The organism is Klebsiella pneumoniae complex sp. WS1778 (genome assembly GCF_049472055.1).
GTDB classification, from domain to species: Bacteria; Pseudomonadota; Gammaproteobacteria; order Enterobacterales; family Enterobacteriaceae; genus Klebsiella; species Klebsiella quasipneumoniae.
Genome location: NZ_JBKGTJ010000001.1, coordinates 970,864 through 989,138 on the forward strand (window position 1 = coordinate 970,864; position 18,275 = coordinate 989,138).

Annotated in this window: 19 protein-coding genes; 8 read left to right on the forward strand and 11 right to left on the reverse strand. The window is 58.8% G+C overall.

Annotated features, from left to right (window positions below):
- Positions 1-6: 6 nt before the first annotated feature.
- The 5 genes from ACLEXF_RS04995 to ACLEXF_RS05015 form a co-directional block, all read right to left on the reverse strand.
- A complete protein-coding gene (locus tag ACLEXF_RS04995) occupies positions 7-813 on the reverse strand; it encodes an ABC transporter permease (protein WP_017900483.1) in 807 nt (268 codons plus the stop codon).
- Positions 803-1,732, reverse strand: coding sequence for an ABC transporter permease (locus tag ACLEXF_RS05000; protein ID WP_423265735.1), 930 nt, complete (start codon positions 1,730-1,732; stop codon positions 803-805). The genes ACLEXF_RS04995 and ACLEXF_RS05000 overlap by 11 nt, the downstream gene beginning before the upstream one ends.
- 1 nt (position 1,733) lies before the next feature.
- Positions 1,734-2,747 (reverse strand): ABC transporter ATP-binding protein, encoded by a 1,014-nt coding sequence (locus ACLEXF_RS05005; RefSeq protein WP_004202778.1) that lies wholly within the window; start codon positions 2,745-2,747, stop codon positions 1,734-1,736.
- Between the two features lie 16 nt (positions 2,748-2,763).
- A complete protein-coding gene (ydcS, locus tag ACLEXF_RS05010; protein ID WP_017900481.1) occupies positions 2,764-3,909 on the reverse strand; it encodes a putative ABC transporter substrate-binding protein YdcS in 1,146 nt (381 codons plus the stop codon).
- Positions 3,910-4,214: 305 nt separating this feature from the next.
- Entirely contained in the window at positions 4,215-5,627 is a 1,413-nt protein-coding gene (locus ACLEXF_RS05015) for a PLP-dependent aminotransferase family protein (protein ID WP_094334059.1), read from the reverse strand.
- A gap of 720 nt (positions 5,628-6,347) precedes the next feature.
- Here ACLEXF_RS05015 and ACLEXF_RS05020 point away from each other — a divergent pair.
- The 5 genes from ACLEXF_RS05020 (at position 6,348) to ACLEXF_RS05040 (ending at position 9,644) form a co-directional block, all read left to right on the forward strand.
- Positions 6,348-7,745, forward strand: a complete 1,398-nt coding sequence (locus ACLEXF_RS05020) for a cytochrome ubiquinol oxidase subunit I (protein WP_423265736.1) — start codon at positions 6,348-6,350, stop codon at positions 7,743-7,745.
- On the forward strand, positions 7,745-8,755 hold the full coding sequence (cydB, locus tag ACLEXF_RS05025) for a cytochrome d ubiquinol oxidase subunit II (protein ID WP_339110606.1): 1,011 nt from the start codon (positions 7,745-7,747) through the stop codon (positions 8,753-8,755). Before ACLEXF_RS05020 ends, cydB begins: the two co-directional genes overlap by 1 nt.
- On the forward strand, positions 8,755-8,880 hold the full coding sequence (locus tag ACLEXF_RS05030; RefSeq protein WP_339110605.1) for a DUF2474 domain-containing protein: 126 nt from the start codon (positions 8,755-8,757) through the stop codon (positions 8,878-8,880). The genes cydB and ACLEXF_RS05030 overlap by 1 nt, the downstream gene beginning before the upstream one ends.
- A gap of 96 nt (positions 8,881-8,976) precedes the next feature.
- Positions 8,977-9,261, forward strand: a complete 285-nt coding sequence (locus ACLEXF_RS05035; RefSeq protein ID WP_004202787.1) for a hypothetical protein — start codon at positions 8,977-8,979, stop codon at positions 9,259-9,261.
- Positions 9,262-9,410: 149 nt separating this feature from the next.
- Complete coding sequence (locus tag ACLEXF_RS05040; protein WP_017900476.1) at positions 9,411-9,644, forward strand: DUF2554 family protein; 234 nt, start codon at positions 9,411-9,413, stop codon at positions 9,642-9,644.
- A 12-nt stretch (positions 9,645-9,656) separates the two neighbouring features.
- Here ACLEXF_RS05040 and ACLEXF_RS05045 read toward each other — a convergent pair whose 3' ends face one another.
- Positions 9,657-11,618 (reverse strand): peptidase U32 family protein, encoded by a 1,962-nt coding sequence (locus tag ACLEXF_RS05045; RefSeq protein WP_004202789.1) that lies wholly within the window; start codon positions 11,616-11,618, stop codon positions 9,657-9,659.
- Between the two features lie 33 nt (positions 11,619-11,651).
- On the opposite strand from ACLEXF_RS05045, the gene ACLEXF_RS05050 reads away from it, so the two are divergent.
- Positions 11,652-11,819, forward strand: coding sequence for a hypothetical protein (locus ACLEXF_RS05050; RefSeq protein ID WP_032425876.1), 168 nt, complete (start codon positions 11,652-11,654; stop codon positions 11,817-11,819).
- A 10-nt stretch (positions 11,820-11,829) separates the two neighbouring features.
- Here the strand turns inward: ACLEXF_RS05050 and ACLEXF_RS05055 are convergent, their stop codons facing one another.
- On the reverse strand, positions 11,830-12,399 hold the full coding sequence (locus tag ACLEXF_RS05055) for a helix-turn-helix domain-containing protein (RefSeq protein WP_004202791.1): 570 nt from the start codon (positions 12,397-12,399) through the stop codon (positions 11,830-11,832).
- A 184-nt stretch (positions 12,400-12,583) separates the two neighbouring features.
- On the opposite strand from ACLEXF_RS05055, the gene ACLEXF_RS05060 reads away from it, so the two are divergent.
- On the forward strand, positions 12,584-13,750 hold the full coding sequence (locus ACLEXF_RS05060; protein WP_114465543.1) for a benzoate/H(+) symporter BenE family transporter: 1,167 nt from the start codon (positions 12,584-12,586) through the stop codon (positions 13,748-13,750).
- On the opposite strand, the gene ACLEXF_RS05065 is transcribed toward ACLEXF_RS05060, so the two are convergent.
- Entirely contained in the window at positions 13,727-14,596 is an 870-nt protein-coding gene (locus ACLEXF_RS05065) for an AraC family transcriptional regulator (RefSeq protein WP_004202793.1), read from the reverse strand. The genes ACLEXF_RS05060 and ACLEXF_RS05065 overlap by 24 nt on opposite strands.
- Positions 14,597-14,781: 185 nt before the next feature.
- On the opposite strand from ACLEXF_RS05065, the gene ACLEXF_RS05070 reads away from it, so the two are divergent.
- Positions 14,782-15,678: a DMT family transporter gene (locus ACLEXF_RS05070; RefSeq protein WP_032456156.1), complete on the forward strand. Its 897-nt coding sequence runs from the start codon at positions 14,782-14,784 to the stop codon at positions 15,676-15,678.
- A 47-nt stretch (positions 15,679-15,725) separates the two neighbouring features.
- Here the strand turns inward: ACLEXF_RS05070 and ACLEXF_RS05075 are convergent, their stop codons facing one another.
- The 3 genes from ACLEXF_RS05075 to tehA all read right to left on the reverse strand — a co-directional run bounded on the left by ACLEXF_RS05075 (position 15,726) and on the right by tehA (position 18,254).
- Positions 15,726-16,394, reverse strand: coding sequence for a DUF3313 domain-containing protein (locus ACLEXF_RS05075; RefSeq protein ID WP_004202796.1), 669 nt, complete (start codon positions 16,392-16,394; stop codon positions 15,726-15,728).
- 262 nt (positions 16,395-16,656) lie between these two features.
- Positions 16,657-17,253: a tellurite resistance methyltransferase TehB gene (gene tehB, locus ACLEXF_RS05080; protein WP_017900473.1), complete on the reverse strand. Its 597-nt coding sequence runs from the start codon at positions 17,251-17,253 to the stop codon at positions 16,657-16,659.
- Positions 17,250-18,254: a dicarboxylate transporter/tellurite-resistance protein TehA gene (gene tehA, locus ACLEXF_RS05085; RefSeq protein ID WP_049092914.1), complete on the reverse strand. Its 1,005-nt coding sequence runs from the start codon at positions 18,252-18,254 to the stop codon at positions 17,250-17,252. Before tehA ends, tehB begins: the two co-directional genes overlap by 4 nt.
- Positions 18,255-18,275 lie beyond the last annotated feature (21 nt).

Below are 18,275 nucleotides of genomic sequence, written 5' to 3' on the forward strand. Positions count from 1 at the left end.
ATGGTTTTATTTCCCGTTTCCGGCGACGTTATCGCCGTCGCGGGTGAGCCACCAGGCCCCTAAGATTGGTATCGTTGTTACCAGCATCACCAACAGCGCGACAACGTTGGTGACGGGCACATCTCGCGGCCGCCCCAGCTGATTCAGTAACCACAGCGGCAAGGTTCGCTCATGCCCCGCGGTAAAAGTCGTGACGATGATTTCATCAAATGACAGGGCGAATGCCAGCATCCCGCCCGCCAGCAGCGCCGATCCCAGATTGGGTAGCACCACGTAGCGAAAGGTCTGCCAGCCAGTCGCCCCCAAATCCATCGAGGCCTCCACCAGGCTCCAGGAGGTCCTGCGGAAGCGAGCGATGACGTTGTTAAACACCACCACCACGCAGAAGGTCGCGTGCCCCACCACGATGGTCAGCAGACCAGGCTCCAGGCCGACCGCTTTAAAGGCTGTCAGGAGCGCCAGGCCGGTTATAATCCCCGGCAGGGCGATGGGCAGCAGCAGCAGTAGCGACACCGCGTTCTTACCAAAAAAGGTGCTCCGCCACAGGGCGCCTGCAGCAAGCGTGCCAAGCACTAAGGCAATGGCCGTCGACAGGGCGGCGATCTTAAGTGACAACGTCACTGCTTCCAAAATATCGCTGCGCCCTGCCGCCTCACTGAACCAGCGCAGCGTCAGCCCCTGCGGCGGAAAGCTGAAGGCAGCATCTTCGGTATTAAAAGCATAGATGGCGATGATCAGCAGCGGAAAGTGGAGGAACACTACCCCGCCCCATGTCGCCAGTTTCAGGTACCAGGGTGCGCGTTCAGAGTGCATCGAAGGCTCCCAGACGTTTCACGAACGCCAGATAAAGGGCAATCAGCACGATCGGCACGAGGGTAAACGCCGCCGCCATCGGCATATTGCCGATCGCCCCCTGCTGCGAGTAGACCATATTGCCGATAAAGTACCCCGGCGGGCCGACCAGTTGCGGCACGATAAAATCGCCCAGCGTCAGCGAAAAGGTGAAGATCGACCCGGCGGCAATTCCGGGAATAGCCAGCGGCAGGACCACGTAGCGAAAGGTCTGCCGTGGGGCAGCGCCAAGATCGGCCGAGGCCTGGAGCAGAGAGCCCGGAATACGCTCCAGCGCCGCCTGCACCGGCAGGATCATAAAAGGCAGCCAGATGTAGACGAAGACCAGAAAGCGTCCGAGGCCGGAAGTGGAAAAGGTGTTGCCGCCCACCGCCGGGACGGTCAACAGAGCGTTCAGCGCCCCTTCCAGCCCGAGATGGCCGAGGAACCACTGCGCTACGCCATCTTTGGCCAGCAGCAGCACCCACGCGTAGGCCTTGACGATATAGCTGGCCCACATCGGCAGCATGACCGCGATATAAAAGAAGGCCTTCATTTTGCCGCTGGTGTAGCGCGCCATATACCAGGCCATCGGCAGCGCCAGCAGGGCGCTGGCCAAGGTCACGCACAGCGCCATCACCAGGGTGCGGGCGATAATGTCGTAGTTGGCGGGGTTGAACAATGCCTGCAGGTTGGCCAGCGTAAAGTCGCTGGTCACCGACATGGTGAAGTCGTCAAAAGTGTAGATACTCTGCCACAGCAGGGTCAGCAGCGAGCCCAGATAGACGATGCCAAACCACATCAACGGCCCAAGCAGCAGCAAAAACAGGCCCAGCGCCGGCCGGCGCCAGAAGATCCCCGATACGCGTCCGGCCTGCGCAGGAACAATCGCCATGGTCATCTCAGCCTCCGCTTTCCAGCGGGGTCATCGCCGCCCGCGACCATGACGCCTGCACCGTTTGCCCGGTTCGAGGAACGCTCGCCGCCGCCGCGCCGTCGATATTGGCCTGGCTGACCAGCAGCTTGTCGCCATCCGCCAGCCGGAGCTCGATCCGCGTCGCCGCCCCCTGATACTGTACCGCCTGAACCACGCCCTGCACCTGCACCTCCCCGCCGCCCTGCAGGCGAACATGCTCCGGGCGCAGCGACCAGCAGCCCGCCAGGCCGCATAACCGCCGGGCCGCCTCGGCCTCAAAGACGTTGGCGGTGCCGACAAAACCGGCGACAAAGGCGGTCTTCGGATGCAGATAAAGATCCTGCGGGGCGTCCACCTGCTCAATGCGCCCGTTGTTAAACACCGCCACGCGATCGGACATCGACAGCGCTTCGCTCTGGTCGTGTGTAACGAAAATGAAGGTGATCCCCAGCGACTGCTGTAGCTTTTTCAGCTCCACCTGCATCTGCTCGCGCAGCTTTAAATCCAGAGCGCCCAGCGGCTCGTCGAGCAGCAGCACCCGCGGCTGGTTCACCAGCGCCCGGGCGATGGCGACCCGCTGCCGCTGACCACCGGAGAGCTGGGAGGGCTTGCGATGGTGCGCAAAACCGAGGGCCACTTTCTCCAGCGCTTCCTGGGCGCGGGCATGGCGCGCTTTCTTCGCCACGCCTTTGACCATCAGGCCGTAAGCAACATTGTCGAGGATCGACATATGGGGAAACAGCGCATAGTCCTGGAACACGGTATTGACGTCCCGCTGCCAGGGCGGCAGCTCGCTGGCCGGCTGACCGAAGATCCGAATGGTGCCGCCGGAGAGCTGCTCAAAACCAGCAATCAGCCGCAGGCAGGTGGTTTTCCCCGAGCCCGAAGGACCCAGCATCGAGAAAAACTCGCCGTCACGGATGCCAATGCTGACCCCGTCCACTGCCCGTACATCGCCATACAGGCGCGATACATTCTGAAACTCGACCGCGTACGTCATTGTTTACCTCCGATCCTTAGCGGCCGCCCATTATCGCAATGTAGTCCTGCGTCCAGCGGCTGTAGGGAACGTATTTCCCCCCCTCGGCAATCGGCGTTTTCCAGAAGTGGATGCGGGTAAACTGGTCATAGCCGTTGGTCTCACAGCCTTTCTCTCCGAGCAGCGCGCTGGCTTTACAGCCCTCAGGCACCACCGGCAACGAGCCGAACCAGGCCGCCACATCGCCCTGCACCTTCGGCGTGAGCGACCAGTTCATCCATTTATAGGCGCAAACCGGGTGCTTCGCCTCGCTGTGCAGCATGGTGGTATCCGCCCAGCCGGTCACCCCCTCCTTCGGAAATACGGTGGCGACAGGCTGGCCTTCCGCCTTCAGGCCGTTGGCCTGATAGGGCCACGAGCTGGAGGCGGCCACCCCTTCGTTTTTGAAGTCGTTCATCTGCACGGTGGCGTCATGCCAGTAGCGGTGAATCAGCGGTTGCTGGTCACGCAGCACTTTCAGCACCGCGTTGTACTGGGTTTCGGTCAGCTGATAGGGGTCATCGATCCCGAGCTGTGGTTGGGTGGCTTTGACAAACAACGCGGCGTCGGCGATATAGATCGGGCCATCATAGGCCTGCACTCGCCCCTGATTGGTTTTGCCATCCGGAAGATCCTGCTTCACGAAGACCACGCTCCAGCTGTCCGGCGGCGTCGGGAATACGCGGGTGTTGTACATCAGCAGGTTCGGTCCCCACTGATACGGCGTGCCGTAGACTTTGCCCCCGACGTTAAACCATGCCCCTTGCGCAATGCGCGGGTCAAGAGTGCGCCACCCGGCAATCAGCGCGGTGTTAATCGGCTGAACGCGTTTACCCATGATCAGACGCAGCGAAGCATCGCCCGAGGCGGTCACCAGATCGTAACCCCCCTTAGCCATCAGGCTGACCATTTCGTCGGAGGTGGCGGCGGTTTTCACATTGACCTGACAGCCGGTCTCCTTTTCAAACTGGCTGACCCAGTCGTACTGCTTGTCGGTCTGACCGCGTTCGATATACCCCGGCCAGGCGATAATATCCAGGCGCCCTTCCGGTTTATCCAGCGAGGTGAGTGGCTCAGCCGCCTGTACGGTCAGGCAGGCCATCCCCAGCACATAAAGGCTGCAACGGGCCAATTTTTTGCTCATCAGGTGTTACTCCTGTCACAAGGGAATTAGCGGCAGCCGTGCCGTAAAAATATCTCCTGAAATAAGGGTAGTCAGCGGATTAACGCCCTCGAGGGAATTTATTCAGGTTGTGACCCGGGACGCATTACGCAAAAATCGCCAACACAAGAATGACTTTATGGATTATAGACAACGAGTTAGAGAAAAAGGAGGGGTATGCATATTTCCTATGGTGAGCGCCGGTAAAATAATGACCGGCCTCGATAAAAAAAACTCTTCGTTTATTTATAGCGATTGGTTATCGCGGCGAAAAATAGCCAAAGCGATCAGGAAAGCTGCTCACGAATTAGTTCACCCAGCCGCTTCACCCCTTGCTCTTCGCGTTCTCCCCAGCCCCAGGCGGTATTGAAACGAAAAAACGAGGTCCAGCTGGCAGAGGTGGAAAACATTTTTCCCGGAGCGATGCTGATGTGCGACGCCAGCGCCCGGGCGCTCAGCACGCTGGCATCCGCCCCTTCCGGTAGTTCGATCCACAGAAAATAGCCGCTGTCGCTGTGATGAATAATGACCTCCGGCGGCAGATGGCGCAGCAGCGCCTGCCAGGCCTGCTGTTTACGTTCCGCCAGCTGGCGACGGAGACGGCGCAGATGGGCGTCATAGCGTTTGGTCGACAGGTAATCCACCAGGGCTAACTGCATCGGCGAGCTGGTGGAGAGCGTACTCATCAGCTGCAGCTGCTGGATCCGCCGCGCCTGTTTCCCGGCCGCCACCCAGCCGATGCGAAAGCCGGGCACCAGACATTTTGAAAACGAACTGCAGTGCAGCGTCATATCCTGTTGATCCCAGAACTTCGCCGGCAACGGCTTCTCGCGGCCAAAGTAGAGCTCGCTGTAAACATCATCTTCAATCAGCATCACGTCATAGCGCGCCAGCAGCGCCACCAGCGCTGCTTTTTTTTCGGCGCTGAGGGTGAAGCCGAGCGGGTTCTGGCCGTTGGTCATCAGCCAGCAGGCCTTGACCGGATAGTTTTGCAGGGCCGCCTCCAGCGCCGTCAGGTCAATGCCCTCTTTGACGTCGGTGGCCACCGACAGCGCCTTCAGACGCAGCCTCTCCAGCGCCTGCAGGGCTCCGTAGAAACAGGGATTTTCCACCACCACCCAGTCGCCGGGCTCGGTCACCGCCTGCAGGCTGAGGTTTAGCGCCTCCAGCGCTCCGGCGGTAATGACGATCTCGTCGGGCGAGACGTTCATCCCCTGCAGAGCATAGCGCCGGGCAATGGCGTGCCGTAGCTCCGCGTTGCCCGGCGGCAGGTTCTCAATCACGCTCATGGCGGTGGCAGTTTTACTCACCTGCGCCAGCGAACGGTTAAGCTGCTGGAGCGGAAAGAGGCGCGGATCCGGGAAGGCCGAGGCAAAGGGCAGCATTGACGCCTGGCGGCTGGCCTGAAGCACCTCAAAGATGTAGGTATTGATATCAACCGCTTCATCGCGGGTCACCTGGGCAGGCGGCGCCGGCTGACGAAGCTTCACCGGCTGGGGGGCAACGTAATACCCTGACTGTGGTCGGGCGACGATGCGCCCCTGGCTTTCCAGTAGCTGATAGGCATGGCTGACGGTCATAAAGCTCATGCCGCTGCTGATCACCTGCTCGCGCAGCGAGGGGAGCCGATCGCCCGGTAACCAGACGCCCAGCGCGATCTGGTCGGTCAACTGCTGCGCCAGCTGTTGATACTTTTTCATTGTTACCCTTTCCTTGCTGCAACCTCCTTTTATCATATATCAGTTGTAATAAATTAACAGTTTTAAGAAACTGTTATGTAAAACAGCGCAACCCGGTCACACAGAACGCCCGCAGGAAAGGTTCACGAGAAAATTGTCCAAAAAAACGATATGATGCATAACCAAAAAATGAACATGATACCGATGGTAATACATAAGCTATGTAATCCTTTTTCTGACATGACCATTCCCTTTTATTGATATCCTGAGAATAAAATACAAAGCACGGCTAAATACGACAATTTAAAATTATTTAATTCATAATTAACTGACTCATCCTTTTTACTGATTCTCATACTAGCAAACGTGTGCAGACGTTAAATTCATTAGTAAAGAACAGATAATAAAATGCTATATCTGTCGTAATCAGAGGATATTGCTCACAAAAATTAAACGACCGCGCTTTCCCGGGCAGCTATAGGTCTAAGCTGATCCGTAAGACTACGATAATACAGTGAAATAGATTATTAATATTTTCCTGGCCAACAATCTGGCTTTGCTTTCAGCGTTAAAAATGACGCTGTTCACCCGGGGGATCTCCATGTTGGCGGTCCCCGGAGACCGGCAAAAAGATCATAACAGCCGCTAACTGTTATGCTAAAAAATGGCCCTACTGCCTCTGCCCCCTTGCCACCGCCCTGCCTAAAATTGCGCTGAATCAATTTTGTTGTGGAGTCCTGCATGTTCGGTCTTGATGCATTCCATCTGGCGCGAATTCAATTCGCCTTTACGGTCTCGTTTCATATTATCTTTCCCGCTATCACCATTGGCCTGGCGAGCTACCTGGCGGTTCTCGAAGGCCTGTGGCTGAAAAGCAAAAATCCCACCTGGCGCTCGCTGTACCATTTCTGGTCGAAGATCTTCGCCGTCAACTTCGGTATGGGAGTGGTATCCGGGCTGGTGATGGCCTATCAGTTCGGCACTAACTGGAGCGGTTTCTCGCAGTTCGCGGGCAGCATCACCGGCCCCCTGCTGACCTATGAAGTCCTGACGGCGTTCTTTCTCGAAGCCGGTTTTCTCGGGGTCATGCTCTTCGGCTGGAACCGCGTGGGGCCGGGGCTACACTTTTTCGCCACCTGCATGGTGGCGCTGGGGACTATCATCTCGACCTTCTGGATCCTCGCTTCCAACAGCTGGATGCAGACCCCGCAGGGGTTTGAGATCGTCGATGGCCAGGTGGTGCCCGTCGACTGGCTGGCGGTGATCTTTAACCCGTCGTTCCCCTACCGCTTGCTGCACATGACGGTGGCGGCATTTCTCAGCAGCGCGCTGTTCGTCGGCGCCTCGGCGGCCTGGCATCTGCTGCGCGGCAATCAGTCGCCAGCGATCCGCAAGATGTTCTCCATGGCGCTATGGATGACGCTGCTGGTCGCGCCGGTCCAGGCGCTGATCGGCGATATGCATGGCCTGAACACCCTGAAACACCAGCCGGCAAAAATCGCCGCCATTGAGGGCCACTGGGAAAACCCGCCCGGCGAGCCGACGCCGTTACTATTGTTTGGCTGGCCAGATATGGAACAGGAGCGCACCCGCTACGGGCTTGAGATCCCGGCGCTGGGCAGTCTGATCCTCACCCACAGCCTGGATAAACAGGTGCCGGCGCTGAAGGAGTTCGCCCCTGAGGATCGGCCAAACTCCACCGTGGTGTTCTGGTCATTTCGCCTGATGGCCGGTCTCGGCATGCTGATGTTGCTGCTCGGGGCGCTGGCCCTGTGGCTGCGCCGCGGCGACCGGCTGTACCACTCGCGGCCGTTTCTGCGCTTTGCCCTGTGGATGGGCCCCTCAGGACTGATTGCGATTCTCGCCGGCTGGGTAACTACCGAAGTGGGCCGCCAGCCATGGGTGGTGTATGGCGTTCAGCGCACCGCCGATGCGGTTTCCGCCCACGGCGATCTGCATATGTCGGTCAGTTTGTTGACCTTTATTGTGGTTTACAGCGCCGTCTTCGGGGTCGGCTACAGCTACATGCTGCGCCTGATCCGCAAGGGGCCGCAGGAGGTGCAACCCGCGACAACCGGTACGCCAGCCCGCCCGCTGTCCGCCGCTACTGAAGGTTATCTGCAGAAGGAGTCTCGCTAATGGGTATCGAATTATCGGTGATCTGGTTCGTGATTATCGTCTTTGCCACGCTGATGTACATCGTCATGGACGGCTTTGATCTGGGCATTGGCATACTGTTCGGCACGGTCCGGGGCAGCACAGAGCGCGACGTGATGGTGAACAGCGTCGCCCCGGTATGGGATGGCAATGAGACCTGGCTGGTGCTGGGCGGCGCCGGTCTGTTTGGCGCCTTTCCCCTCGCCTACGCGGTGATAATCGACGCCCTGTCGATCCCCCTGACCCTGATGCTGATCGGCCTGATCTTTCGCGGCGTGGCCTTTGAATTTCGTTTCCAGGCCACGCCGTCGCACCGGCCATTCTGGGACCGCGCCTTCTTTGGCGGTTCCCTGCTGGCGACCTTCAGCCAGGGCGTGGTGGTCGGAGCGGTGATCGACGGTTTTACCGTCAGCGGTCGCGCCTTCAGCGGCGGCATGTTTGACTGGCTGACCCCGTTCAGCCTGTTTTGCGGACTCGGGCTGTGCGTGGCCTATGCGCTGCTCGGCGCCACCTGGCTGGTGATGAAGAGCGAAGGCGCGCTGCAGCAGCGGATGCGCAGCACGTCGCGACAGTTGCTGGTCGCGCTGCTGGGGGTATTTGCCGTCATCAGCCTGTGGACGCCGCTGGCGCACCCGGCGATCGCGGCCCGCTGGTTCAGCCTGCCGAATCTCTACTTCCTGCTGCCGGTGCCGCTGCTGGTGCTCCTGATTAGCGCCTGGCTGTGGCGCACACTGCCTCTGCACGACCGCCATGTCTCGCCTTTCACCCTAACGCTGGGCCTGGTGTTTCTCGGCTTTAGCGGCCTGGGGATCAGCATCTGGCCGCATATTATTCCGCCGTCGATCACCCTGTGGCAGGCCGCCGCCCCGCCGCAAAGCCAGGGCTTTATGCTGGTGGGCGCGCTGCTGATTATTCCGGTTATTCTTGGCTATACCTGCTGGAGCTATTACGTGTTCCGCGGCAAAGTCCAGCCCGGGGAGGGGTATCATTGATGAAAACCGTCTGGTCCAAACGTCTGCTGTGGCTGATCGCGCTGTGGGGAGGCAGCGTGCTGACGCTGGCCGCCATCAGCCTGCTGTTTCGCCTGCTGATGACCACCGCAGGTCTTAAAGTTTGAACCAGGATGCAGAGTATTCCGGATCTGGACTTCTCCATCTTGTCTTCACTTTTACCTGCTGAAATACGCGGACACATCAGAATAAAGGATATTGCTATGAAGAAGTTAGCTTTACTCTCCGCCGCGTTGACGCTGGGAATATCGTCATGGGCTTTCGCTGCCGACAACCCGCCGCCGCCGCCAGAAAAAGGCGCGCACCATCAGGGTAAATTGCCGGCGAAAAAGGGCCAACACGACGGTAAGCAAGTGCAACACAACGGCAAGCAGCCGCAGCATGATGGCAAGCAACCGCAACGAGACGGCAAACAACCGCAGCATGGTGGTAAGCAGCCGCCAAAAGGCGGCGAGCACAGCGGGAAACCACTGCCGCCAAAAGCGTAATCCCTCAGGCCTGGCCTTCTACGCCAGGCTTTTTTCACCCTCTTTCAGCAGACATTGACAAACTCTTGCCCTTCTTTGATAAACCGGGAAAAAAACCTGCACAGCCCCTGGCATAGTAAGCCCACGCCATTGATTCGCAGAGAAAAGGTATGTTGAGAAGAAGCACGAGTGCCCTGCTGTTGTTGTGCGCGCTATTTTCCGGGCATCTGCTGGCCCACCGTCAGGGGCACGATTACTTTCCGGTACAGGGTCTCGAACAGCAGCTGCTGCATGAGGCGGATAGCGATGAGCTTCGCAGCCGGTGCGAAGAGAACGCCGCCGACCTGCGCGAGCATCACCGCTGGCAGGACGCCCGCAAACCGCGGGCATCACACAGCCAGTAGCGTCGCCGCAGATCAGGCCCCTTTGCGCTTCGGCAGGGTCTTCATCAGCTCGTCAGGGCTAACGGAGGCCACGATGCTCCCCGGATGCGGCATTTTGAGGATATGGTTTTTGATCTTGCCGACCACGTGCATTTCGCACGGACGGCAGTCAAACTTCAGGGTCAACACTTCATCGCCATGGATCAGCTGCATCGGCGTGGCTTTCCAGCTCTTGATGGAGCCTTTCGCCTGTTTCGGACAGAGATTGAAGGCAAAGCGCAGGCAGTGTTTGGTGATCATCACCGGCACATCGCCCTTCTCTTCGTGCGCTTCATAGGCGGCATCAATCAGCTGCACGCCATAGCGCTGGTAGAACGCCCGCGCCTTATGGTTATAGACGTTGGCGAGGAAGGAGAGATGGGTCTCCGGGTAAACCGGGGGCGGCACGGAGACCGGCTTGCGGGTACCGCGCTGCCAGGCGTTGAGACGCGCGTCATCCAGCATTTCGGCGGTTTCACGACGCAGTTGGTTGAGCAGGCTGTTGGGAACAAACAGCGGCGGCAGGTTGACCTGCACATCGCGCGCATAATAAATGGTTTGCCCCAGTTTTGTGACACCGTCACGCAGGTTGGTTAGCGCTTTCTCTGCCTGGTTAGCTTCGGCAAACACCCCGTCAAGGGTATGGGTCACGCTGACGCCATCTTCACAGGTCATGGTGAGAACCAGCTGCTCCTGCCAGCCGCTTAGGGTGACGTCTACGGCGATGCGGCGTTCGCTGGAGGTCTTCAGCAGCGCCTGCTGCCAGTTGTGGTCGAGGTTGCGGTTAAGCGCCTGATGCGGACGCACTTTATGCAGATCCGCAGGCATCTCGTTCGGCCACACTCGATAGCGATTTTCGCCAGTTTTTTCCACGGTATTGGCGCGGAAACCCACCACTTCGCGCTTAATCATCACGTTAAGGCCGTCGCCGTTGGTTAACGGTTCGCTAACCTCGACGTCGAGATGGTCTTTACCCACCTTCAGCACTTCGCCCACCGGCAGTCCGATAAATTTTGGCGAATCAAAGGCGCCGATATCGCCTTTACGGGCATTAACGAAGTAGTCGGTGCTGCCGCGGTGGAAGGTTTTATCGGTGGACGGGATAAAGAAATGCTCAGTGCGGCCGGCTGAAGCGCGCGCGAGGTCGCCGCGGTCTTCGATTATGGCGTCCAGCATCTGGCGGTAGTGAGCGGTGATGTTTTTCACGTAGCTCATGTCTTTGTAACGGCCTTCAATTTTGAAGGAGCGTACCCCGGCGTCGATCAGCGCCGCCAGGTTGGCGGTCTGGTCGTTGTCTTTCATCGACAGGAGATGCTTTTCATAGGCCACCACGCGCCCCTGATCGTCCTTCAGGGTATACGGCAGGCGACAGGCCTGCGAGCAGTCGCCGCGGTTGGCGCTGCGTCCGGTCTGGGCGTGGGAAATGTAGCACTGGCCGGAATAGGCCACGCACAGTGCGCCATGGATAAAGAATTCAATGGTGGCGTCAGTATTATCGTAGATGGCTTTGATTTGACTGAGGTTCAGCTCGCGCGCCAGCACGATCTGGCTGAAGCCGGCGTCTGAGAGAAACTTTGCTTTCTCCACGCTACGGATATCGCACTGGGTGCTGGCGTGCAGCTCGATTGGCGGCAGATCCAGCTCCATGATCCCCATATCCTGAACAATCAGCGCATCGACGCCCGCGTCATAGAGATCCGTGATCAGCCGCTGCGCCGGCTCCAGCTCATCGTCATGCAGAATGGTGTTCAGCGTCACAAAGACCTTGGCGCCAAAGCGATGGGCGAAAGGCACCAGCCCGGCGATGTCACTCAGGCTGTTGCTGGCGTTGTGGCGGGCGCCAAAGCCAGGTCCACCGATATAAACGGCGTCAGCGCCGTGAAGGATCGCTTCGCGAGCGATACCGGCGTCGCGGGCAGGACTAAGAAGTTCAAGACGATGATTGTGCAGGCGCATACGCGTGTTGTTATCCAGTATAAGGGGGTCGAAATGGCGGCTATTGTAGTCAGAACCGGGCGCAGACGAAAACCTTTTCCGCCGTCATGGGACGACGAATTTTCAGTTTTCAGCAAAGTATTGAAGGAAAAGATATTTCCTTCAAATCACCGTACAGAGTACTGTCATTACGTATTCCGGATTTTCCTCGTCACGTTGTGAGTGGTTATCATCAGTCATCTTGTCTGGCCGCGGGTTCGCCCGCGGTTTTTTCTTTTGGATAATGGATAAGCGAATGGAAATGAGCCGCCAGGACGCCGCTGTTCCGATAGGCATGCGCCGCATCGCCGGCGAAGCGCCGACCCTCACCCGCCTGCAGCGAGTGCCATTCCCCCTGTAAGCAGAGCTCCAGAGTACCGCTAATCACCACCACATGCTCAATCACCCCTTGTTCATGCGGCGTCGATTCACTCAGCGCCCCGGGAGCGAGGGTTATCGAGAAATGATCAAAGCGCAGCTCCGGGTCCCACGGAAAGACCGGGGTTACCACCATCGCCTGCTGCTGCGGGTCAAACGCGGAGGGCGCCACGCTGTCATCCGGAACGATAAATGCCGAAAACGGCACGTTCAGCCCGGTGGCAATCTTCCACAGCGTCGCTACCGTCGGACTCGATTCATTCCGCTCTATCTGCCCGAGCATGGCTTTCGACACCCCGGTCTCTTCCGCCAGACGCGACAGGCTCCAGCCGCGCTGCTGACGCAGATGTTTGAGGGTGGCCGCCAGATGTTGCGCAATATTCATCCTACCTCCTGATTTTTCAGCCCAGAGTATACCCCCATTTGCCTCATTCTACAGGGCGATTAGCGGCATCGCGGGCCGTTTGCGACGAGCGCCTCGGTGGCGCTACCCTCACGCCGCGGATAGCTTGTGCGCTATAACGTACAATGATAGAGTAAACGGACGTTATAACGCACAAGAGAAAACTATGCGCTCGTTTACCGTTCCGCTTCCCACCCTGTTCGCCGGCTTCGTCGCCGTGCTGGTGGGCTACGCCAGTTCTGCCGCCATCATCTGGCAGGCCGCCGCGGCCGCCGGCGCCACGCCCGGGCAGATCGCCGGCTGGATGACGGCCCTGGGCCTCGCCATGGGCGTCAGCACCCTCGCGTTGAGCGGCTGGCGAAAAGTGCCGGTGCTCACCGCCTGGTCAACGCCGGGCGCCGCCCTGCTGGTCAGCGGCCTGCAGGGGGTGACCCTCCCCGAGGCGGTGGGGGTATTTATCTTCGCCAATGCGCTGATCGTCCTCTGCGGCGTCACCGGCCTGTTTGCCTGGCTGATGAAAATCATTCCCCATTCGCTGGCCGCCGCAATGCTGGCCGGCATTCTGCTGCGTTTCGGTTTGCAAGCCTTCGCCGGCTTACAGGATCATCTGCTGCTGTGCGGCGGCATGCTCGCCGCCTGGCTTCTGTGTAAGGCGCTGTGGCCCCGCTTCGCCGTGGTGGCCGCGCTGGCTGCGGGGGCGCTGGTAGCCGCGGTCTCCGGGGAAGTAGCCAGCGCCGCTGTGCCGCTGGCGTTTGTCGCACCGGAATGGATCGCCCCGCAGTTTACCCCGGCGCTGCTTCTCAGCGTCGGCCTGCCGTTCTTCCTCGTCACCATGGCTTCACAGAACGCGCCCGGGTTCGCTACCCTGCAGGCAGCAGGCTATGTCGTACCGGTCTCCGCGCTGATCGTTGTCTGCGGGGGGCTGGCGCTGCTGCTGGCGCCGTTTGGGGTCTACTCCATCTGTATTGCGGCGATCACTGCCGCCATCTGCCAGAGCCCGGAAGCGCACCCGGATCCTCAGCAGCGCTGGCTGGCGGCCATGGCTGCCGGCGGTTTTTATCTGCTGGCCGGTCTGTTCGGGGGATCGATCACTGCACTGATGTCGGCCCTGCCGACAGCGTGGATCCAGATGCTGGCCGGCCTGGCGCTGCTCGGCACCATCGGCGGTAGCCTGTTTCAGGCGGTACACCAGGCCAGTGAGCGCGACGCGGCGGTGCTGACCTTTCTGATCACCGCCAGCGGGGTGACGCTGGCGGGAATTGGTTCGGCGTTCTGGGGCGTGATGCTCGGCGGAGTGAGCTACGGCGTGTTATCCGCGCTGCGCCGCCCGTAGCTGGGAGGGCGTCAGGCCGGTGGCGGCTTTGACCCGATGGCTGAAATGGCTGGCGGAGCTGAAACCGCAGGCCAGAGCGATCTCGGTGAGCGGCAGCGCGCTGTGGCAGATCAGGTTTTGCGCCTTCGCCATTCGCTGCTGCATCACATATTGATGCGGAGCCATATTCAGCGACTGGCGGAACATACGGGCAAAATGAAATTCACTCAGTCCCGCCTGCTGCGCCAGGTCGGCCAGGGTCAACGGCTGATCGAGATGAGCGTCAATCCAGGCCAGCACGTGACGCTTCACCCCTGGCGCCAGTCCTCCTGTGACCGAGGGCAAGCGCCACTGCACTGTGGAATAGTGCTGGATCAGATGGGTGAGCAACAAACTGCTGGCGGCGCTAAGTGTCAGCTGGTTCGCCGGCTGTCGCCAGTCATTAGCCAGCAAAAACTGACGATACACGCTGGTGATTTTGTCATCGCTGGCGAAGGTTTTTTCCTGCAGGGTGAAGTTAGCCGGGCTGCGATCCCACACTTCCTCCCCAACGCGGCGCAGATGCGCATCGGTACAATAGAGATGGACAAACGACAGATCGCCGCGGATATCCCAGACGCTTTCATCGCCTTTCGGCATCAGGCAAAAGCGATCCGGGCCGCCGCCATTCTTCCAGCCGTGCGGCGTCTTTTGATAGCTTTCATAACCATCGGCGATGTACAGGCTTAAGGTATGATGATCGCTGCGCACCGTCACGGTATCGCAGTTGTTATACCACGCGGCCAGTTGAATACCGGAATTCAGCTCCACGGTGCCCTTCAGCACCGCATTCTGTCGCCGTAATGTTTCAAACGTCCCGTAACCCATCGCCTTCACACATCTGTTCTGTCAAGAAAACTCTAGTCTAGGGAGACTGCGATGCGGTTTCCAGTCCTCACCGCCGGCAAAAGACAAATAAGCGCAAGAATTTGCAAGCCGACAACAAGCGGATGAAAGCCGCAGGTTGCGGCAGGCGGCATACTCCTCCGTTCAACAAGCAGAGGAGAACCAGGGTGAACGCATTACTTTATGCACTCGTTGTCGTTATCTGGGGGACGACGTGGATTGCTATTTTTTTACAACAGGGGCCGGTGGCGGCGCCGGTATCGATATTCTGGCGTTTCGCCGTGGCCAGCGTCACAATGCTGACGATTCTGCTCGTCACACGACGTCTGCGGCCGCTGGGCGCGAAGGACCATTTCTGCTGCCTGCTGCAGGGCTGCTGCGTCTTCTGCTTCAATTTCTGGTGCTTTTATACCGCCGCCGCCTGGATCAACACCGGTCTGGAGTCGGTGATCTTTTCCATGGCGGTACTGTTTAACGCCATCAACAGCTTTCTTTTCTTCCGCCAGCAGCCGCCGGGACGCTTCTGGGCTGCCGCCGCGCTCGGTCTGGCCGGTATCGTCACCCTGTTCTGGGATGACCTGCTGGCCAACGGGCTAAACGCTACGCTACTGTGGGGGATCGGTCTGAGCGCGCTGGGCACCTATGGCTTTTCGCTGGGCAATATGTTCAGTATTCGTCACCAGCGGCGGGGGCTGGAGACGCTGACCACCAACAGCTGGGCGATGCTGTACGGCACGCTGGTGATGGGGGCTATCGCTCTGCTCCGCGGGGATAATTTCATGCCGGAGTGGACCGTCAGCTATCTTGGCGCCCTGCTTTACCTGGCGCTGTTCGGCTCAGTTGTCGCCTTCGGCGCCTATTTCACCCTTGTAGGGCGCATCGGCGCCAGCAAAGCCGCCTACAGTACGCTGCTGTTTCCGCTGGTCGCCCTGTCCATCTCCACCGTCTATGAAGGGTATGTATGGCACAGCAACGCCGTTATCGGACTGGCGCTGATCCTGTTGGGTAATCTGGTGATGTTTGCCAAACCGGAACAGCTGCTGCTGCGCCGAAAGCTGGCCTGAAACGGCGGAAGATAAATCAGCGCCGTCGGCAGACGGCGCTGACGAGATTACCGCTGGGAAGGGTCGAATTTGACGGCGTCTACCGCCATATCATCGATCACCTGCTTCATGGTTTCGATAGTCAGCGGCGTGTTTTCATTGGCCAGGGTTTTGCCCTCACCTTTACGAACCACTTTGATCACCGGCTTGTTGGTGCTGGCGTCAATCAGTTCGGCTTCAAAATAGAGGTCGGTGTCCATCGTACGATGGCCGGTGGCGGCTTGAGTACCGGCAACAATCATCGCTACCGGAACCACTTCATAGAACTGCAGCCCTTCTTTGCTGGAGTCCACTCCGGTAATCGCCCCGCGGAAAATAAGGCTACGCTTGCCGGCGGTGGTTGCCAGCGGTTTACGCTCGGAAATGGCCTGTTTGAGCTGTTTGTTGGTGTAATTCAAAATATCCTGCAGCGCCTTTTCACCCACCTGGGTCGTCGGCTTCGGTACTGGATAGTACGTTACCGGATGGTAGACGACATTATCGTAGTTGGCCGGATTGTAGTTTGGATCGATCCAACGCAGCTCCGACTTACCGGAGGCAGTGGTGGCTTCTTTCAGGTTGGAATAGTCTTTTAAAAAGCCCGAATACTGATTAGGTTGCGCCAGTTTGGACGCACAGCCCGTCAACGCTAACATCCCCGCCAGAGCGGCGACTTTAAATAACACGCGAGTACGCATAAAGAGATCCCTGTAAATGCAGTTTTTTCGGCAGACGTTATAGCAGATAAGACCCAGTAGTTTTGTGACAAAATGAGGGCTTCGTCAAGGAAGATATACAAATATTGATGGGATCAACATTACGTTATTAAATAATTACTTAAAACGTTAACAGGTCGGCTTTAACCTTTCTTTTCAGCGAGGATTTTCGCGCTTCTTGATCCGAGGTGTATTCGTGAGAGGCGGCGCGGTCAATCTCAGTAATTACACGCGCCGCTGAGGATTATGCGGGCTTGCGCGCCAGCAGCGTGGCGAAGCGCAATTTGATCCGGTTGCCGCTGGCGTCGGTCCGATGCAGCTCACCGACGTCCTCATTATATTTCAGTAATTCCCAGTCCCGGTAGTACTCCCGAAGTTCATCGGGTTTAAAAGCAAACGGGAAGCCGACGGTGCAGGGATAGTCCTCGGTGTCCATCGCCGCGACAATCAGGTTATAGCCCCCGGCGGCGGTGCAGCGCTGCATATTGCCGATGAGTCCAGGGATGGTGTCAGGCTCGAGGAACATCATCACTACGGTGGAGAGGATCAGATCATACTCGCCGTCAAAGGCCAGGCTGTTGAGGTCTTTCACCGCGGTCTGCAGATTATCCAGCCCTTCGGCGGCGCGAATAGTCTCCAGATTGTTGATGCTCATCGCATTTTTATCCCACGCCGTCACCGTGAAGCCATTCGCCGCCAGATAAAGACTGTTACGTCCGTTGCCGCAGCCCAGATCCAGCGCCCTTCCCGGCGGCACAATCGTCGCGGCATGCAGCACCTCAGAGTGGGTGCGGGTCAGGCCATATTTTTCACTAAAATAATCCGCGTCTCGCGTTGTCATGATCCTTCCTTCTTATTCAGGAGTGTTTCCCGGTCGACCTGTAGCAACAGTTTCCCGCTGACCAACAGCAGCCCTGTGCGCAGCAGCAGCAGGCCGATGACCAGATTGCTAAAAATAAAGAGCGGCAGCGCCAGATGATGAAAAAAGCCGTCCGCCTTCGCCTGGCCCAGATGCAGGCCGGTGGTGGCCAGGGCGGAGATACCGAACGAAAAGCTCCAGAAAGAAGCATTGAACGGCTGGCGAAGATACCAGGGCATCAGACGCAGCATAAACAGCAGCTGTAACAGACCGTAGCCGAACAGCAGCTTAGCGAAGGTATCGGCCTCACCGCCGTTAACGCTGAGCCAGGCGCTGCAGGCCACCAGCGCAGGCGCCAGCTGGATCCCCAGCGACGTGCGCAGCGCGGTCGGCAGTTCGCCTGCGCTGCGCAGACGATGGAGGATAGCCGGCTCGAGGCTCAGCCAGGAGAAGACCCCGGCGCCAAGGAACACCAGTCCGGCGTCGGTAAACCCCAGCGCGCCGCAGGCCATCGCGCTGATAAAATTATTCGCCACCGTGGGCAGATACAGCCCCGGCGTAGTGGCCTCGCGAGGATGGTTTCCCCGCCACAGGCCGCCGCTTTGCCAGGCGGCATAGGCCAGCTGCAGCGCCACGCCCGGCACAAACAGCCCGATGGCCAGCGGTCGGCACCAGGGCGCCAGACCAATCGATACCAGCAACGTGGTGGCGGGAAACAGGCTGACGAAGCTGCTGCTGACCGGATGTCGCATCTCCTGCAGCACACTCGCCGGAAAGCGGATCGCCCGGCTGATAAACGCCATACTGAGCAGGACCCATATCGCTATCGCCAGCGTCACCAGCCCATCACCAATACTGCGGCTGACCGGCCAGAGGGTGCTGGCGTAACGCCAGGCAAAGCCCATCCCGATGGTGCCAAGCACCATGCCAAAATATCCCGCCGGCAGGTTAAGCACCTGCTGCGACCTATACGTTTTGCTCATTTTATTGATGTTATCAATTAA

Coding starts and splice junctions, on each gene's coding strand:
- ACLEXF_RS04995 (WP_017900483.1), bottom strand. CDS start 813: ATGCACTCTGAACGCGCACCCTGGTACCTGAAACTGGCGACATGGGGC.
- ACLEXF_RS05000 (WP_423265735.1), bottom strand. CDS start 1,732: ATGACCATGGCGATTGTTCCTGCGCAGGCCGGACGCGTATCGGGGATC.
- ACLEXF_RS05005 (WP_004202778.1), bottom strand. CDS start 2,747: ATGACGTACGCGGTCGAGTTTCAGAATGTATCGCGCCTGTATGGCGAT.
- ydcS (WP_017900481.1), bottom strand. CDS start 3,909: ATGAGCAAAAAATTGGCCCGTTGCAGCCTTTATGTGCTGGGGATGGCC.
- ACLEXF_RS05015 (WP_094334059.1), bottom strand. CDS start 5,627: ATGAAAAAGTATCAACAGCTGGCGCAGCAGTTGACCGACCAGATCGCG.
- ACLEXF_RS05020 (WP_423265736.1), top strand. CDS start 6,348: ATGTTCGGTCTTGATGCATTCCATCTGGCGCGAATTCAATTCGCCTTT.
- cydB (WP_339110606.1), top strand. CDS start 7,745: ATGGGTATCGAATTATCGGTGATCTGGTTCGTGATTATCGTCTTTGCC.
- ACLEXF_RS05030 (WP_339110605.1), top strand. CDS start 8,755: ATGAAAACCGTCTGGTCCAAACGTCTGCTGTGGCTGATCGCGCTGTGG.
- ACLEXF_RS05035 (WP_004202787.1), top strand. CDS start 8,977: ATGAAGAAGTTAGCTTTACTCTCCGCCGCGTTGACGCTGGGAATATCG.
- ACLEXF_RS05040 (WP_017900476.1), top strand. CDS start 9,411: ATGTTGAGAAGAAGCACGAGTGCCCTGCTGTTGTTGTGCGCGCTATTT.
- ACLEXF_RS05045 (WP_004202789.1), bottom strand. CDS start 11,618: ATGCGCCTGCACAATCATCGTCTTGAACTTCTTAGTCCTGCCCGCGAC.
- ACLEXF_RS05050 (WP_032425876.1), top strand. CDS start 11,652: ATGGCGGCTATTGTAGTCAGAACCGGGCGCAGACGAAAACCTTTTCCG.
- ACLEXF_RS05055 (WP_004202791.1), bottom strand. CDS start 12,399: ATGAATATTGCGCAACATCTGGCGGCCACCCTCAAACATCTGCGTCAG.
- ACLEXF_RS05060 (WP_114465543.1), top strand. CDS start 12,584: ATGCGCTCGTTTACCGTTCCGCTTCCCACCCTGTTCGCCGGCTTCGTC.
- ACLEXF_RS05065 (WP_004202793.1), bottom strand. CDS start 14,596: ATGGGTTACGGGACGTTTGAAACATTACGGCGACAGAATGCGGTGCTG.
- ACLEXF_RS05075 (WP_004202796.1), bottom strand. CDS start 16,394: ATGCGTACTCGCGTGTTATTTAAAGTCGCCGCTCTGGCGGGGATGTTA.
- tehB (WP_017900473.1), bottom strand. CDS start 17,253: ATGACAACGCGAGACGCGGATTATTTTAGTGAAAAATATGGCCTGACC.
- tehA (WP_049092914.1), bottom strand. CDS start 18,254: ATGAGCAAAACGTATAGGTCGCAGCAGGTGCTTAACCTGCCGGCGGGA.